Consider the following 15924-nt stretch of genomic DNA (forward strand, 5'->3'; position numbering starts at 1 on the left):
GCCCGGCATTGCGTAGACTGCGCGGCATGACACAGGAAACCGTCGTGCATGACGCCGCCGAGGAGCGCGTCGCGGATACCCAGACCGCGCAGTCCATGGTCCAGCGTGCGCTTGACGCTGCGCGCGCGGCGGGCGCCGACACGGCCGAAGCGGGGGCCAGTCTGTCGCGGGCGCTTACCGTCACGGTGCGCAATCATGAGGTGGAGTCGCTGCAGTTCCAGCGCGACCGTGACCTCGCCCTGACGGTCTATTGCGGCCAGCGCATGGGCAGCGCCACCACGGCCGATTGGTCAGACGATGGCCTCCGCGCCGCGGCGGAAGCCGCGGTGGCCATCGCCCGTGCCAGTGGTGAAGACCGCTGCAACGGACTCCCGGACGCCGCGGATATGGCAACGGCAATGCCGGATCTGGACCTGTTCCACCCCTGGATGGTCGACGCCGACAGCGCCGTGGAACAGGCGCGCGCCTGCGAGCAGGCCGGGCTGGATGCGGACGCGCGCATTGTGCAAAGCGAGGGCGCCACCCTGGATACCGGCGGTGGTGTCACCGTGCTGGGCAATACCCACGGTTTTCTCGGCATCAGCGCCGGCACCCGACACAGCCTGTCCTGCGCCGTGATTGCACGCAGCGGTGACGACATGCAGCGGGACTACTGGTATACCGCAGGCCGCGTCCCCTCCGGCCTGCTGGCGGCCGAGGTCGTCGGGCGGCGCGCCGGTGAGCGTGCCGCGGCGCGCCTTGGGGCCAGCAAGATCAGTACCCGGCAATGTCCGGTGCTGTTCCCGCCGGAGTTGGCACGCGGGCTGTGGGGCTCTTTGCTCGGCGCCATCAGTGGTGGCGCCCTGTACCGTCGCGCCAGCTTCCTGCTTGACCGCGCCGGCACCCGCATCGCCGCACCCATCGTGCATCTGGAGCAGCAGCCTTTCATCCGGCAGGCCATCGCCAGTGCCGCCTTCGACGAGGAAGGGGTGGCCACCCAGGAGCGCGTATTGGTCGACGAAGGTGTACTGCAGGGCTATTTGCTATCCACCTACAGTGCGCGTCGGCTAGGGCTGCGCAGCACCGGCAACGCCGGTGGCGTGTTCAACCTCGTTGCCCGCCCGACTACCGAGCACGGTCTGGACGGGCTTGCCCGCGAAATGGGCGAAGGCCTGCTGGTCACCGAGCTGATGGGCCAGGGCGTCAATACGGTGACCGGTGACTACTCGCGCGGCGCGGCGGGTTATCTGGTGCGGGGCGGCGAGATCGCCGAGCCGGTGGATGAAATCACCGTCGCGGGCAATATGCTCGACATGCTCGATCAGGTACAGGCCGTGGGCGTGGACGTCGACGTCAGCGGTGGCGTACGCACCGGCAGCGTGCTGATCGGCCGCATGACGGTGGCCGGCAACTAGCTGGCGGCTGCAGGCCGCTCTTCGCGAGGGCTCAGCGCGGCTGCCACACGCTGTGCAGCCGGAAGCCGGTGCGCTCGAAGGCCAGGGCGGTCAGCGGGTAGAGGGCGACCATCAGCAGGGCGTACCACCACTCCAGCACGTTGAGCCAGGCGTCCTGCTCGGCTTCGGTGATGTCCATGAACTGCAGCGGCAGAGACGCCAGTCCCAGCAGCAGCAGCAGCGCGAGGATGGTGACGAAGCCCTGACGCATGCGCGCCCCCAGTACCCGCGCCGAGGCGGCAACCGAAATCAGCAGCATCTGCGCCAGCACGGTCATCGAAAAATAGAGATTGATGCCGTAGCGACGCAGCAGAGAGGGAATCTCGCCGGATTCCCCCAGATAGGTGGCGTACAGCGTGTAGAACACCGCGCCAACGGCGCCACAACCAAGCAACGCCCAGCGCCGGATGCGCGCTGCCGGATGGATGTGCGCACACCACACGGCCGCGAAGGCCCAGAAGGCGATCAGCAGCCAGCCATAGGGCTGCATGGTGAAGCGGAACCAGAAAATGACGGGTTCCTGCCGGCAGGCGCCGCTGATCGAGGTACAGCCCTCCCAGTACGGGTTGCAGGCGGGAATCAGCTGATAGTGCAGTGACAACAGCCAGGCCACGTGCACGCTGATCAACGGCAGCGCGGCGGCGGCAATGGCCACCAGGGTTGGTGCTCCTGGTCGCTTCATGCTTGCCCCCCGCGCCGCGCTGCCGCTGCGGAGCGCCTAGACGCGCTCCACCGCCACCGCGACGGCTTCGCCGCCGCCGATGCACAGGCTGGCCACACCGCGCTGTTCGCCGCGCCGATGCATGGCATGCAGCAGGGTCACCAGGATGCGGGCGCCGGAGGCACCGATGGGGTGGCCAAGGGCGCAGGCGCCGCCGTTGACGTTGACACGCGCGTGGTCGAGCTTGTGCTCCTGCATGGCCGCCATCGTGACGCAGGCGAAGGCCTCGTTGATTTCCCACAGGCCGACATCGGCGGCTTTCCAGCCGCAGCCGTCGAGCAGCTTGCTGATGGCATGTACCGGGGCGACAGTGAACTCCGCCGGCAGGCGCGCGTGGCTGGCCTGGCCGACGATGCGTGCAACCGGCTGCAGGCCTCGGCGCTCGGCTTCGGAGGCGCGCATCAGCACCAGCGCGGCGGCGCCGTCCGAAATCGAACTGGCATTGGCCGCGGTCACCGTGCCGTCCTTCTTGAAGGCGGGCTTGAGTTGCGGAATCTTGTCGGGGCGGCCCTTGAAGGGTTGCTCGTCCTTGTCGATGGTCTGCGTGCCGCCGCGTACCGGAATTTCCAGCGGCGCGATCTCGTCCGCAAAGCTGCCGTCCTCGTTGGCGCGCTTGGCACGCGACAGGGATTCAATGGCGAAGGCGTCCTGTGCTTCGCGCGTGAACTGGTAGGCCTCGACCGTACGCTCGGCGAAAACGCCCATCGGCAGATCAGCCTCGTAGGCGTCATTCAGGCCATCGAGTGCCATGTGGTCGTAGATGCGGTCGTTGCCGTAGCGATAGCCGCTGCGCGCCTTGCTGAGCAGGAAGGGCGCGTTGGACATGCTTTCCATGCCGCCCGCCACCATCACCTTGGCAGTGCCGGCCGTAAGCATGGTCTCGGCCAGCATGACGGCCTTCAGGCCGGAGCCACACATCTTGCTGAGCTGGGTCGCGCCCACGCTATCAGGCAGTTGGGCGCCGCGCACGGCCTGGCGCGCCGGCGCCTGCCCCTGGCCGGCGATCAGGCAGCAGCCGAGGATGGCCTCATCGATGTCCGCCCCGTCGACGCCCGCGCGCTCGACGGCAGCCCGCACCGCAGCCGCACCCAGCTGATGGCCGGCCATGGCGGTGAGTTCGCCGAGCATGCCGCCGATGGGCGTGCGCGCGGCGGAGACGATAACGATGGGATCACTGCTGCTCATGAGGGACCTCGTAAAGAAAGCGCAAGACGGAACAATGGAGGCGCCGATTATCGCCCAGCCGGTCCGGCGGCGCTGACGCCTACAATAGGATTCGCACAACGTTGCTAGAGGGCTGCGGTCACCACCGATGTCGTTATTTGACCACCCGGAATTTGACCAACACGAAAGCGTGCTGTTCGGCTTTGATGCGGACAGCGGTCTGCGCGCCTTGATCGCCGTGCACAGCACGCGCCTGGGGCCGTCGCTCGGCGGTTGCCGCATGTTTCCCTACCCGGATGACGATGCCGCGCTGACCGATGCCCTGCGCCTCAGCCGGGGTATGAGCTACAAGGCGGCGCTGGCCGGCCTCCCCCAGGGCGGCGGCAAGAGCGTGATCATCGGCGATCCGCGTGCCCACAAGAGCGATGCATTGATGCGCGCCATGGGCCGGCTGGTCGAGCGCGCCGCCGGCTGCTATATCGTCGCCGAGGATTCGGGCATCAGCGTGGCAGATGTCATGCGCATGTCCGAGACCACGCGCCACGTCGCCGGTGTCCCTGTGCCTGGTTCGCCGGTCGACGGCGATCCCTCGCCGGCGACGGCGCGCGGGGTGTGGATGGCCCTGCGCGCCGCGTGGCAACGGCTCGCGGGCAGCGAAGGCGGCACCGGTGGCGCCGCGTTGCGCGATGTGGGCGTAGCGGTGCAGGGCTGCGGCAAGGTCGGGGCGCGGCTGGTGCAGTATCTGGTCGACGCGGGGGCGCGGGTCTGGATTTGCGACGCGCATGCGCCCACCGCCGAGGCCTGCGCGGCGGCCACCGGCGCCGAGATTGTCGCACCAGAGGCGATCTATGACGTGCCAGCCGACATCTTCGCGCCCTGCGCACTGGGTGCCGTGCTGAATGCGGCCACGATCCCGCGGCTGCGCGCCCGCCTGGTGGTGGGCGCCGCCAACAACCAGTTGGCGACGGCCGAAGATGACGACCGCCTGCGCGCCGCCGGTGTGGTCTATGCGCCGGATTACGTGGTCAACGCCGGCGGCATCATCGACATTCACTACCAGCGACAGTCGCGCTATGACCCCGACGCCATGCAGGCGCATCTGGCGCGCATCCCCGAGGTGCTGTTGCGCATTCTGGACAGTGCCGATGCACAGGCGCGTGGTCCCGCGGCGGTGGCGGATGCGATGGCACGCGATGTGATCGCCGGCGTCGCCATCTAGGCGGTGGCGTAACCCCTGATTCCGCCCCTCAAGAAAGGCGCAGCGCATGCCCGAGAAGAAGAGTGATCCAGTGGCCAAGAGCGGCGCCCAGGAAGCCGCCCCACCGCCGCTGGTGGAATGCGCGCTGCTGGTCACCGCCTCGGCCGAAGGCGAACGTGACAGCGCGGTGGCCCAGGCCTGCGAAGGTGCCTGGGAGTTCGCCGAAGCGCACGGCATCCACGTGCAGGAAGTGGCACTGGAGACGCTGCTCGACGACGTGCCGGGCTTCCTGAATACCGCCACCCACTGGGTGGTCATCGGCGACGACGCCGTTATGCTGAAGGCCATTGACGCGGCCGAAGCCCATGAGGCCGGTCTGGGCTTGGTGCCGGTGGGGCGTCCGACCCGCTGCCAGTCCTTCTACGATCTGCCTGGCGACACCGCCTCTGCCCTGGCGCTCGCCTTTCGCGCACCTGCATCCGGCATCGATGTCCTGCGCTGCAACGGCGAGCTGGTGCAGGGGCAGGCCGCCATTGGCGATGTACCCTTTCTCGATCGGCGGGGCCACGCCGTGGTGCATGCGCAGGACCGCCTCTGGCGCCGCTGGGCGATCGCGGCGCGGCTGTTCTGGACGGCGGCGCGGCGGGTATTCCAGATCGCGCCCAGCATGGTGCGCCTGCATCTCAACCGGGAAGACAACCCGCGCCGCTGTGCGGTCACCGGCATCGTGCTGTTGGAGAACGACGTGGAAAACGTCGCCGGGCGACTGGTGGGCGAAGGGCTCTCCGCGCGCGACGGCAGGCTCACCGCCTTGCTGGTGGCGCCGACCTCCATCGTGCGCTATCTCGGCTTCCTGCTGGCCACCGTCTTCGCCCGGAAGAGCAATGGGCGCCTGCCTGGTGCGCTCAGCTATGTGAAGACCGAGCGGCTGGTCATCGAATCGGATCGCGAACTGGAGTACCGCATTGACGGTACACGCCGGCGAGGCAAGCGCATCGAAGTCACGGTCAATCCTCAAGGGTTGCGGCTCAACGCGGGCGCGCGCTTCGACGGCATGGCCGGTCCGGACGAGACGGGGAAGGACACGCTCAAGCTCGGCAACCTGCCCGAGAACGAGGCACGGCTGGCGCTGATCCGTCACCGGCTGCCCCTGTTCACCCATGCCCTGGAGGAGGATTTCAAAGATCTCTTCCTGTTGCTCAAGGACAGCGCACGCATCGGGCCGGACTATTTCACGCTCAGCATTCTCTCGGCGCTGATCGGTACCCTCGGCCTGCTGCTGGACAGCGCGGCCGTGATCATCGGGGCGATGGTGCTGGCGCCACTGATGGCGCCTATCATCTGTGTGTCGATGGCGGCACTGCGCCGCGACGTGCAGTTGCTCAAGCCGGCCCTGGTGGCCATCGGCGCGGGGGTGGGCCTGTCCATGGCCTTTGCCGCCCTGGTGGCGATCCTGATCCCGATGCGCATGGTCAATCCGGAGATCGAGGCGCGGCTCGAACCCAGCCTGCTGGATCTGGGCGTGGCCGTCTTCTCCGGCGTGGCCGGTGCCTACGCCTATGCCCGCGAAAGCGTCATGCGGAGTCTGCCCGGCGTCGCCATCGCCGTGGCCCTGGTGCCGCCGCTGGCGGTGATCGGCATCGGCATCGGCTGGTGGGATCCGCGCATCATGCTGGGTGCCTCGCTGCTGTTTGCGACCAACCTTGTGGGCATCGCGCTCGCCGGTGCGTTCACCTTCATGGTGCTGGGCTACGGGCCGGTGCGCAGTGCCAAACACGGCCTGATCTACCCCACGCTGGCGGCGGTGGTGGTGGCGATCCCGCTGGCGCTGTCCTTTATGCGCATGCACGTGGTGTGGCAGGCCGAGAATACTTTGCGCGATCAGGCCTTTATGCTGGAATCGGGTCCGGTACGGCTGGAGGCGACGCAGGTACGCTACATCGACGGCACCCTGCACGTGCGTGCCGACGTCTACGCTGCGCAGTGGCCCGGGCCGGAGACCTTGCGCGATCTGCGCGGCCATGTCGCCGAGGCGGTGGGCCGCCCCGTGCAGCTTGATGTCACGCCGCGCTACCGCTACTGAGGGGCGAGGGCAGGCCGAGCTCAGGCGGCGATGCAGTCGCGCAGCAGGGCCGCAAAGCCATCCTCCAGGGCGCCCAGATGGCGACGCCAGTGGCGCGTGGCGGCAAGCAGGCGTTTCGGGTCGCGGGCGCGCTGGCTGATGCGCTGCAGGGCACGGTCAATCCCCTCAAGCGCCGCGCAGTCGGCCAGTATCGCGGCAAAGCGCTCCGGTTGTGGTGGCGGACGGCCGATAGCGGCAAAGGCTGCGCTGTTTGCGGCAATGGCCTGTGCCTGAGCCTGGCAGAAGTCGGTCAGAGGATCGCGATGCCACTGTGCCCAGTCGCGCGCCAGCAGGTGATCGGCACAGAGATCGAGCACGATCCCGGCATAGCGGCGTGGCCCCACCGGAAACTGCTGCAGAGCCTGGCGCGTGCTGGGATGGCGGTCGCAGACGGCATCAATACGGCGATGCAGGCGGATCGAATGCGCCACCGCTTCGGGCAGGTGGCTGAGATCGCGGCCACGTACGACATCGCCCAGCACCGCACCGGCCGGATCGGCGGCGCGCTGCTCGGCGATATACAGGTGGGCAAGGAAATTCACGACGCACCGGCTAGCAGCAGGTCCAGCTCGCCTCGCCCAGGGATTCGCCTGACATCGTGATGGTGTCACCGGGCTGCAGGGCACCGACGCCCGCGGGCGTGCCGGTATAGACGATGTCGCCGGCGCGCAGCGTCCAGGTCTGCGCCAGGATGTGCAGCAGCCGTGTCACTGGGAACAGCATCTGCGCGGTGTCCGCGTGCTGGCGAGGCTCGCCGTTGACCGTGCAGGTGAACTGCAGGGCCTGCAGATCCTGGCCCTCGAAGGGCTGCCACGGACCGAGTGGCGCCGCCCCGTCAAAGGCCTTGCACAATTCCCAGGGGGCGCCCCGTGCGCGCAGCGTGTTCTGGAGTTCGCGCAGCGTCAGATCGAGCCCCAGCCCGATAGCGTCAATGTGGGCCAGGGCGTCGTCGGGGTCCAGACCACCCTCGGTGTCCCGACCGAGGCGTACTGTCATCTCCGCCTCGAAGTGCACTTCGCCGCGGTTACGCGGCAGCATGATCGGGCTACCCACCGGCGTGATGCAGCTGGCCGGCTTCATGAACACCAGACACTCACCGTCGTCGACGTGGCCTAGTTCTGCGATGTGGGCGGCGTAATTGCGTCCGATGCAGAAGATGCGCGGTGCCGCTGTCACGAGGCGGAATCCTCGGCTTTGGCGCCGCCGTGCGCCTGCGGGCGGGACATGCCGGCAGTGACCACGAAGCGCATGCCTTCCTCCAGGGACATATCCACCGGCTCCAGATACTGGCGGGGGATCAGCGCCATGTAGCCTCCGATTTGATAGCTGAGCGGCAGATAGACCGCGACCTCGCCTTCGGCCACCTCGAGATCGAGGCGTGAGAAGTCCTCCACCGTGATGAAGCCGAACAGGCGCAGCGGCACGCCCGGCCAGGCTACGGCCACCATCTTCGAGAATTTGGCGTCCTGCCCCTGGCGCGAGAACAGGTCCATCAGGTCACGTGCCGCGCCATAGAGCGTCTTCACCAGCGGGATGCGGTTGAGCAGTTTCTCGAAGGCATCGACCAGCGACTGGAACAGCAGCACGCGCGTGGCCAGACCGACGCCGAAGATCACCGCCAGTCCCGTGACCAGACCCATGCCGGTGACGTAGGCCCCCTGCGGCAGCAGCAATTGCAGTGCCGATCCCATGACCGACTCCGCGGCCACAAACAGCCAGACGATGACCGCGATGGTCACCACGATGGGCAGCGAGATGGCCAGGCCACTGAGAAAGGTCTTGAGGATGGTGCTGGGGTTCACGGGGCGTCCTTCATGGCAGCGCAGCCGCGGCTGACGCGGCATTCCGTCGAAACGCCAGTGTGCGCGGCGCACGGTTCGGCTGCAAGATCAAAAAAGCCCGGCGCAAGGCCGGGCTTTCGAGTACCGCGTGCGGTCGACCGGTCGGCCTAGATACGCGCTTCGATGCCGAAGGCGGCAAAGCCCTTGGATTCGAAATTCTGGCGGAACATGTCGCGCAGCTTGATGGCGGCGCGGTCGTAGGCGTCCTTGTCGTCCCAGGTCTGGCGCGGGTTGAGCATTTCGCTCGGAACGCCGGGGCATTCCGTGGGCATGCGCAGCTTGAGCACCTCGTGGGTCTCGGTAGGCACGTCGTCGAGCTTGCCTTCCAGCGCAGCATTGAGCAGGGCGCGCGTCAGCTTGATGCTGATGCGCTGACCCACCCCGTAAGGACCGCCGGTCCAGCCGGTGTTGAGCAGCACGCAGCGCGCCTTGTTCTGCTGCATCTTCTCCGCGAGCAGCTTGGCGTAGACATTGGGCTTCTGCGCCATGAAGGGGCCGCCGAAGCATGCCGAGAACGTCGGCTGCGGCTCGGTCACGCCCACCTCGGTGCCGGCAACGCGCGAAGTGAAGCCGGACACGAAGTGATACATCACGTCTTCCGGCTCCAGCATGGAAATCGGCGGCAGCACGCCGAAGGCATCGGCGGTGAGCAGCACGATGGTCTGCGGGTGCGGGCCCTGGCCATTGGGCATGACGTTGGGATTGGCCGACAGCGGGTAGGAGAAGCGGGTGTTCTCCGCGATCGAGCGGTCGCTCAGATCCAGCTCGTCGGGATGGCATTCCGCCATCGTCTTGCCCGGTAGCGGCGGCACGTTCTCGATGATCGTCCCGGGCTTGGACAGCGCCCCGGCGATGACCGGCTCAGCCTGCTTGTCGAGATCGATCAGCTTGGCATAGCAGCCATCCTCGAGATTGCATAGGCCGTTGCCCGACCAGATCGTCTCGTCGTCACCGATCAGGCGGCGATTCGGGTCCGCCGACAGCGTGGTCTTGCCCGTGCCGGACAGGCCGAACAGGATGGCGGCGTCGTCCTTGGGGCCGACATTGGCCGAGCAGTGCATCGACAGTCGGCCTTCCTTCGGCAGCAGATAGTTGCCGACGGTGAAGATGGTCTTCTTGTTGACGCCGCAGTAGTCGGCACGGCCCGCCACCAGGCAGATGCGGTTGCGGGTATCAATGATGACCGCGGCCTCCGAGCGGCTGCCATCGCGTTCCGGAACGCATTCGAAGCTCGGCACGTTGAGCATCGTCCAGCGGCGTGCGTCCACATCGGCCACGCCCTGCAGGTCCTTCGGGAACATGTTGTGCACGAACATCGCATGCGTGGCGTATTCGCCCACGAAGCGGTAGGGCACCGCGAATTCCGGGTCCGAACCCATGAACACGTTCTTGACGTAGAGTTCGGCCTTCTTTTCGTTGAGGTGCGCGACCACGCGCTTCAACAGTCCTTCGTAGTCGTCCGGCTTGTAGGGGCTCAGGTCCGCCTTGAACCAGATCTCGTCCTCGACTTCCGGCCACTGCACGGCGAAGGTGTCCTTGGTGCGGCGGCCCGTGCAGTCAGGGTCGGTGTAGTACACCAGCGGGCCGTTGACGCCGAGGCTGGTGGGAAAGGCCTTCTGCGCGTCCGAGGGGCCGCCGTGCGTGACACGGCCGCGGTCGTTGGCGATGGCTTCGTGAAACAGCTCTTCCTTGGAGAGATCAACCTTGTAGCTGACACTGTCCAGGCCGAGGAGGGTATTGAGATCAGCCACAAGACTCATCGAGACAATACTCCGGTCCGGTTGCAAGTGAGCCGCACATTATACGGACTCGCGCGAACAGCCCCGTATCGTGCTCAGGCGCTTTGCTGCTGGACCTCTACAGCACCTTCATCATCAGCCGCGATGGCCTCCTCCGTCGGCAGCGTGAAGCCCGCGACGGACTCGCGCAGACGTGCACTGAGTTCGTTCAGCTTGCCCACATCCTGTGCCGTCTGACGCGACGAACCGGCGGTCTTGACCGCAACCTCGCGGATCTTCTGCATCGTACCGGCCACCTCCGTGCCTTCACCGGCGCGGCTGCGGACCGAGGTGGCGATCTCGTCAATGAGCTGGGCTAGCTGGGTGGACGCCTGCTCGATTTGCGACAGCGCCTGGCCGGCCTCTTCGGCCGTGCTCGCGCCCGAGACCACGTTCGAGGTCGAGCGCTCCATCGAGACAATGGCCTCGTTGGTGTCGGCCTGAATGGTCTTGACCAGATTCTCGATCTGGCGCGTGGCGTTGGTGGCGCGCTCGGCCAGTCGCTGCACTTCGTCGGCGACGACGGCGAAGCCGCGCCCCGCCTCGCCCGCCATGGCGGCCTGGATCGAGGCATTGAGTGCCAGGGTGTTGGTCTGCTCGGCGATATCGTTGATCAATTCGGTGATGTTGCCGATCTCCTGCGAGGATTCGCCGAGGCGCTTCATCCGCTTCGACGTGTCCTGAATCTGTTCGCGCAGCGTGTTCATGCCGGTGATGGTGCGGTCCACCGTTTCGGCGCCGGTATGCGCCACCCGCACGGATTCTTCGGCCTGACGCGAAGCCATGGTTGCGCGTTCCGCGGTTTCTTCGAGGGACTTCGAGACGCTGGTGATGGTGTTGGTGGCGTCGGCGGTCTGCTGCGCCTGCTCCTCGGAGGAGCGGCTCATCTCCTGCACGGAGGTCTGCGTCTTCTGTGCCGCCTGGGCGATCTGTGCAGACGCGGCATTGATCTGGCCGACCAGACCGCGCATGTTCTCCACGGTGAAGTTGATCGAGTCGGCGATGGCGCCGGTGAAATCCTCGGTCACCGTGACGCCCACGGTCAGGTCACCATCAGCGAGATTGGTGATGTCGTCGAGCAGGGTCAGGATGGCGTCCTGCTGGCGCCGGTCGCGTTCCTGCGCGGCGCGAGCCTCGCGACGCAACTGGAAGATGAACAGCCCGGTGAAGGCCAGCAGTGCCAGCAGGGCGGCGGCACCCATGGCATAGCTGGGCAGCGGTGACGGCCGATTGCCACGGATGTCCTGCAGCAGCATGTTCTCGATGGCGCCCGCAGCGGTTTCGATGCTGGTAGCGCTGCGATAGAAATCGATGCTGGCGTCGTTGAAGGCATCCAAGGCCGGCGCGGCCTCGACCAGCGCCTCAGCGTTGTCGCGCATTGGGCCGAGGGCTTCGCCTATCGCCTGTAGCGGGCCGCTGAGTGCGGCACCGGCAAGACGCTGCACGCGCCCGAATTCCTCCTCGAGCTGAACGATCACGTCGGCCAGCGCTTCCGCCTCGCGCGTGGCGATGGCGTTGAGCGAGACCATGCGATTGGCGACGCTGCGAAGCTGTTCCAGGCGCGCCCGAAAGAGTGCGGCAGAGGCGCGTGCATTGGATGGCGCATCCGCAACCAGGCTGTCGGCGGCCTCACGCAGACCGTCCACCGTGGCGTTGATGGCAGCGGCATTGGCCTTGGCCGATTGTGCGACCGGCAGTCCGGCGAGAATGTTGTCGATGACCGGCGCCAGCTGTTGCCAGGCACGGTCGAGATCGGCGATGGCCCCGTCGTAGCGTCCGGGCAGGGCCGGTATGCCGCGCACCGGATCGCCTTCGGTCAGGGTGGCGTACAGACTCTCGTAGTTGGCCTGCATGGCAAACAGTGCAGCGCGGTCGGGCTCCAAACCCTGCGAGGACTCGCGCGCGCTCTGCGTGACGTTTTCGTAGAAGCTGCGCAGGTCGAAGGCGAGCGATTCGAGCGCGGCGTTGCGCTCCGCGCTCTGCTGAACGTAGAGGAAGTTGGCGATGGCGCCGGCGATAAGCACGGCGGCGACGATGATCAGCCCGACCTGAAGCCGGGGCAGGGTGCGTTGTGCGGTCGAAGTGGCCACGGGCGCCTCAGCCTTCCAGCACGGCGCGGATCTTGGCGAGCAGATCCGCTTGCTTGATCGGCTTCACGATGTACTCGCGGGCCCCCTGGCGCAGCGCCCAGAGCCGATCAGTGTCCTGGCTCTTGCTGCTGATCACGATGATCGGGATGTTCTGCGTTGCGGTGTCCTTGGAGATGGCCCGGGTGGCCTGGAAACCGTTCATGCCTGGCATCACGACATCCATCAACACGCAGTCGGGTTGGGTGCTGCGTACGGTTTCGAGTGCGCTGCCGCCCTCGGTAAGTTCCACCACCTCATGCCCATCGGACTCGAGCATCTTGCGGATCGCAGCAAGGTCTGTCGGCGAGTCGTCGACTACCAGTACACGCGCCATTGATTTTTCTCCCCTAGTACAACCCCGATCCAATCCCGAGCCTAACGGTGCAGGCGATGGGCGTCCAGCGACTCCTGCTCAATCACCCCGGCCACACAACTCAGGGCTACGCTGCCCCCTGTGGGCAGGCCGGTCAATGGTGTGTTCCTGCCGCGGCTGACAAAGTGCTGTGGCTCGACTGTGGCGCGCTGCGTCCGGTCAAGAAGCACCACGTCCGCGCGCGCCCCGACGGCGAACCCCTGCGCCGGCTGGCCGAGGATATCCAGCGGCTGGCTGTGGCAGGCGCGGATCAACTGCGGGCCATCGATGATCGATGCATCGATCAGGCTGAGCGCCATGCTCCAGGCCGTATCCAGCCCGGAAGCGCCCGCCTCCGACAGATCGAAGGGCGCATTCTTGGCGTCAAATTCGTGCGGTTGGTGGTCGCAGCAAAGGGCGGCAATGCCCTCCTGCGCGAGCAGGCTGCAGAGCGTGGCGCGGTCGGTCTCGCTGCGCAGCGGTGGCTGCACGTGGGCGGCGGTGTCGAAGCCGCGCAGTGCGGTATCGGTCAGCAGCAACTGGTGCAGGGCGACATCGGCGCTGACCGGCAGTCCGGCAGCACGCGCCTGCGCCACCATCTCAGCGCCGCGCGCGCTCGACAGGCGTCCGAAATGCACGCGCGCGCCGGTGGCCTCGACCAAGGACAGCCATTGCCCCACGGCGCAGGTTTCGGCAGCCACCGGCACCGGCGGCAGTCCCATGCGCGTCGCCATGGCGCCTTCGTGCGCGCAGCCTTCGCCGGCGAGCGCTGCGTCCACTGGCTGCACGTGCAAGGTCAGACCGAAGCTGGCGGCGTATTCCAGCACACGCCGCATCACTGCCGTGTCGCGCAGGGCTTCGCCGCATTGGGCGATGCCGGCGCAGCCAGCGTTGGCGAGAGCACCCATCTCGCTGATGTCGGTCCCGGCGAGATTGACGGTGGCCGCACCCAGTACGTGCACCCTCACTGGCGAGCCGGTGCCGTGGACCCGCGTGCGGATCCAGTCCACCACAGCGGGGCGGTCAACCACTGGCCGCGTGTCGGGCGGCAGGGTCACCGCGGCTATTCCGCAGCGGGCGGCAGCGCGCAGCTCCGAGGTGATGTCGGCCTTGTGCGTGGCACCCGGCTCGCGCAGCCGCGCGGCCAACTCGATCCAGGCAGGCGCCAGCAACAGGCCCTCGGCGTCGATGTCGATGTCCCAGAGCCCATCCGGGGGTGTGGCGTCGGCATGCACGATCCGCCCGTCGCGGATACCGAGGCTCAGGCGCTCGTATTCGCCCTCGGCGTCGATGGCGCGGGCATGGGTGATGCGGATGCTTGCGCTCATGCCGCGGGTCCCCGGCCGATGATCATGGCCATCACTGCCATGCGGATGGCAATGCCGTGCTCCACCTGTTGCAGAATCAGCGACTGCGGGCTGTAGGCGATGTCGCCGGACAGCTCCACGCCGCGGTTGATCGGACCCGGATGCATGACCAGCGCATCGCTGCCGAGTTGTTCCAAGCGTCGTGCGGTGAGTCCGAAGGCGCGATGGAACTCTCCCGGCGAGGCGAGCAGGGAGCCGCGCATGCGTTCGCGCTGCAGGCGCAGCAGCATGACGACATCGACCCCATCCAGGCCCCGATCCATGTCGGTGTAGGGGGTGACACCCAGCGACTCGATGCCTGAAGGCATCAGCGTGCGCGGGGCGATGACGCGGATTTCGCGCGCACCGAGCGCACGCAGGGCGTGGATATCGGAGCGCGCCACGCGCGAGTGCATCAGATCGCCGACGATGGCCACGGATAGCTGCGAGATATCCGGCCGATGGCAGCGCAGGGTGTACATGTCGAGCAGGGCCTGCGTCGGGTGGGCGTGACGCCCGTCCCCGGCATTGAGCACGGAGACGCCCGGAGCCGCATGCTGCGCAAAGAAGTGCGCCGCGCCGCTGGAGCCGTGACGGATCACGAACATGTCCACCTGCATCGCTTCCAGGGTGCGCTGCATGTCGAACAGGGTCTCGCCCTTGGACGTGCTCGAGGTCTGCGCGTCGATGTTGAGCACGTCGGCGGACAGTCGCGTGGCCGCCAGTTCGAAGGTGGTGCGCGTGCGTGTCGATGCCTCGAAGAAGAGGTTGAGCACCGTGCGCCCGCGCAGCAACGGCACCTTTTTGACCGGCGCGCCCGCCACCGGCGCGAATTGCGCGGCGGTATCCAGAATCTCGGTGAGCAGCTCGCGCGACATGCCCTCGGTGGTGAGGAGGTGGCGCAGGCGGCCATCGTCGTCGAGTTGCAGTTCGGCCGAGGTCTTCATCGCGGCCCTTCCTCGATGCGGATGCGCAGCGGATATTCCTCCACGGCGACATGCGTATCGCCGCGCACGGTCAAGGCCACGCCCACCACATCAGGCTGGATCGGCAGCTGGCGGCCAGGGCGTGTGGCCAGTGCGGCCAGCAGTACCCGCGCCGGCCGACCGCGCTCGAACAGCACCTCCATGGCGGCGCGGGCGGTGCGCCCGGTCTGCAGGACATCGTCCACCAGCACCACCACGGCGTCTTCCAGCGAGTGCGGCAGATCGGAGGGGCGCGCCGTGCGCAGCCCGCGGCGGGCATAGTCGTCGCGATGAAAGCTGACATCCACGGTACCGAAGCCGACATGTGCCGGCAGCTGTGCGCGCAGCGCCTCGGCCACGGCGACCCCACCCCGCTCGATGCCGACCAGCACGCAGTTGGTGGGCGGCGCGGGCAGCTCGGCGGCAATGGCCTGCGCCATGCCGGCGATCAGCCGTGCGGTGGTGTCTGGGTCGCGGTCGTTGCTTCCTGACTCAGCCATTGTTCGAGGATGATGCGCGCCGCCTCGGCGTCGTTATCGTTGGGTTTGGGGCGTCCACTCAGTGCGCTGTCGGCCGCGAGGGATGAGTAGCGCTCATCGCAAGTGTATACGGGCAGGCGGCTGCGCTGCGCCAGCGCCCGCGCATAGCGCTGCACGCGCCGGGTCAGCGGCTGCTCGGAGCCGTCTTCGGCCAGCGGCAGCCCCACAACCAGCGCTTCGGGTTGCCACTCGGCAATCAGCGCGTCGAGCGCCTCCCAGTCGCGCGGGCCGATGCGCGTCAGCGGACGCGCCGAGCAGGTCACGCGCTGGCCCACCGCGACGCCGACCTTTTCGGTGCCGAAGTCGAAGCCCAGGAGGGTGCTCAAGAGGCCACGG

Annotated in this window: 15 protein-coding genes; 3 read left to right on the forward strand and 12 right to left on the reverse strand. The window is 67.3% G+C overall.

All coding sequences use genetic code 11. The features are described from left to right. Positions 1–17: 17 nt before the first annotated feature. On the forward strand, positions 18–1394 hold the full coding sequence (pmbA, locus tag ACOOFO_RS03650; protein WP_420429631.1) for a metalloprotease PmbA: 1377 nt from the start codon (positions 18–20) through the stop codon (positions 1392–1394). A gap of 31 nt (positions 1395–1425) precedes the next feature. On the opposite strand, the gene ACOOFO_RS03655 is transcribed toward pmbA, so the two are convergent. Next, entirely contained in the window at positions 1426–2115 is a 690-nt protein-coding gene (locus ACOOFO_RS03655) for a hypothetical protein (RefSeq protein WP_420428305.1), read from the reverse strand. Between the two features lie 36 nt (positions 2116–2151). Further along, positions 2152–3339 (reverse strand): acetyl-CoA C-acyltransferase, encoded by a 1188-nt coding sequence (locus ACOOFO_RS03660; RefSeq protein ID WP_420428306.1) that lies wholly within the window; start codon positions 3337–3339, stop codon positions 2152–2154. 127 nt (positions 3340–3466) lie between these two features. Between ACOOFO_RS03660 and ACOOFO_RS03665 the strand changes: the two genes are divergently transcribed. Beyond that, complete coding sequence (locus ACOOFO_RS03665) at positions 3467–4537, forward strand: Glu/Leu/Phe/Val family dehydrogenase (protein ID WP_420428307.1); 1071 nt, start codon at positions 3467–3469, stop codon at positions 4535–4537. Positions 4538–4583: 46 nt separating this feature from the next. Beyond that, positions 4584–6599 (forward strand): DUF389 domain-containing protein, encoded by a 2016-nt coding sequence (locus tag ACOOFO_RS03670; protein WP_420428308.1) that lies wholly within the window; start codon positions 4584–4586, stop codon positions 6597–6599. A 20-nt stretch (positions 6600–6619) separates the two neighbouring features. Here the strand turns inward: ACOOFO_RS03670 and ACOOFO_RS03675 are convergent, their stop codons facing one another. The 10 genes from ACOOFO_RS03675 to ruvX all read right to left on the reverse strand — a co-directional run bounded on the left by ACOOFO_RS03675 (position 6620) and on the right by ruvX (position 15914). Beyond that, on the reverse strand, positions 6620–7180 hold the full coding sequence (locus ACOOFO_RS03675) for an ACP phosphodiesterase (RefSeq protein ID WP_420428309.1): 561 nt from the start codon (positions 7178–7180) through the stop codon (positions 6620–6622). Positions 7181–7190: 10 nt separating this feature from the next. After that, entirely contained in the window at positions 7191–7814 is a 624-nt protein-coding gene (locus tag ACOOFO_RS03680) for a fumarylacetoacetate hydrolase family protein (RefSeq protein WP_420428310.1), read from the reverse strand. Then, positions 7811–8440 carry a DUF502 domain-containing protein gene (locus ACOOFO_RS03685; RefSeq protein WP_420428311.1) on the reverse strand — a complete coding sequence of 210 codons (630 nt, stop codon included), beginning with the start codon at positions 8438–8440 and terminating at the stop codon, positions 7811–7813. The genes ACOOFO_RS03680 and ACOOFO_RS03685 overlap by 4 nt, the downstream gene beginning before the upstream one ends. A 146-nt stretch (positions 8441–8586) precedes the next feature. Then, positions 8587–10239: a phosphoenolpyruvate carboxykinase (ATP) gene (locus ACOOFO_RS03690; RefSeq protein WP_420428312.1), complete on the reverse strand. Its 1653-nt coding sequence runs from the start codon at positions 10237–10239 to the stop codon at positions 8587–8589. A gap of 74 nt (positions 10240–10313) precedes the next feature. Further along, positions 10314–12347 (reverse strand): methyl-accepting chemotaxis protein, encoded by a 2034-nt coding sequence (locus ACOOFO_RS03695; protein ID WP_420428313.1) that lies wholly within the window; start codon positions 12345–12347, stop codon positions 10314–10316. A gap of 7 nt (positions 12348–12354) precedes the next feature. Beyond that, positions 12355–12720: a response regulator gene (locus ACOOFO_RS03700; protein WP_420428314.1), complete on the reverse strand. Its 366-nt coding sequence runs from the start codon at positions 12718–12720 to the stop codon at positions 12355–12357. A 41-nt stretch (positions 12721–12761) separates the two neighbouring features. Beyond that, positions 12762–14066: a dihydroorotase gene (locus ACOOFO_RS03705; RefSeq protein ID WP_420428315.1), complete on the reverse strand. Its 1305-nt coding sequence runs from the start codon at positions 14064–14066 to the stop codon at positions 12762–12764. Next, complete coding sequence (locus tag ACOOFO_RS03710; RefSeq protein WP_420428316.1) at positions 14063–15031, reverse strand: aspartate carbamoyltransferase catalytic subunit; 969 nt, start codon at positions 15029–15031, stop codon at positions 14063–14065. The genes ACOOFO_RS03705 and ACOOFO_RS03710 overlap by 4 nt, the downstream gene beginning before the upstream one ends. Next, entirely contained in the window at positions 15028–15549 is a 522-nt protein-coding gene (gene pyrR, locus ACOOFO_RS03715; RefSeq protein ID WP_420428317.1) for a bifunctional pyr operon transcriptional regulator/uracil phosphoribosyltransferase PyrR, read from the reverse strand. The genes ACOOFO_RS03710 and pyrR overlap by 4 nt, the downstream gene beginning before the upstream one ends. Continuing rightward, the gene (gene ruvX / locus ACOOFO_RS03720; RefSeq protein WP_420428318.1) at positions 15498–15914 is read right to left on the reverse strand and encodes a Holliday junction resolvase RuvX; all 417 of its coding nucleotides are present in this window, start codon (positions 15912–15914) and stop codon (positions 15498–15500) included. Before ruvX ends, pyrR begins: the two co-directional genes overlap by 52 nt. Between the last annotated feature and the right edge of the window lie 10 nt (positions 15915–15924).

This window comes from Algiphilus sp. (assembly GCF_965216485.1).
Classification (GTDB): domain Bacteria; phylum Pseudomonadota; class Gammaproteobacteria; order Nevskiales; family Nevskiaceae; genus Algiphilus.

What these genes read in the sequence shown, in the direction of transcription:
- ACOOFO_RS03655 (WP_420428305.1), bottom strand. Translation starts at nt 2,115, where the DNA reads ATGAAGCGACCAGGAGCACCAACCCTGGTGGCCATTGCCGCCGCCGCG.
- ACOOFO_RS03660 (WP_420428306.1), bottom strand. Translation starts at nt 3,339, where the DNA reads ATGAGCAGCAGTGATCCCATCGTTATCGTCTCCGCCGCGCGCACGCCC.
- ACOOFO_RS03665 (WP_420428307.1), top strand. Translation starts at nt 3,467, where the DNA reads ATGTCGTTATTTGACCACCCGGAATTTGACCAACACGAAAGCGTGCTG.
- ACOOFO_RS03670 (WP_420428308.1), top strand. Translation starts at nt 4,584, where the DNA reads ATGCCCGAGAAGAAGAGTGATCCAGTGGCCAAGAGCGGCGCCCAGGAA.
- ACOOFO_RS03690 (WP_420428312.1), bottom strand. Translation starts at nt 10,239, where the DNA reads ATGAGTCTTGTGGCTGATCTCAATACCCTCCTCGGCCTGGACAGTGTC.
- ACOOFO_RS03700 (WP_420428314.1), bottom strand. Translation starts at nt 12,720, where the DNA reads ATGGCGCGTGTACTGGTAGTCGACGACTCGCCGACAGACCTTGCTGCG.
- ACOOFO_RS03705 (WP_420428315.1), bottom strand. Translation starts at nt 14,066, where the DNA reads ATGAGCGCAAGCATCCGCATCACCCATGCCCGCGCCATCGACGCCGAG.
- ACOOFO_RS03710 (WP_420428316.1), bottom strand. Translation starts at nt 15,031, where the DNA reads ATGAAGACCTCGGCCGAACTGCAACTCGACGACGATGGCCGCCTGCGC.
- pyrR (WP_420428317.1), bottom strand. Translation starts at nt 15,549, where the DNA reads ATGGCTGAGTCAGGAAGCAACGACCGCGACCCAGACACCACCGCACGG.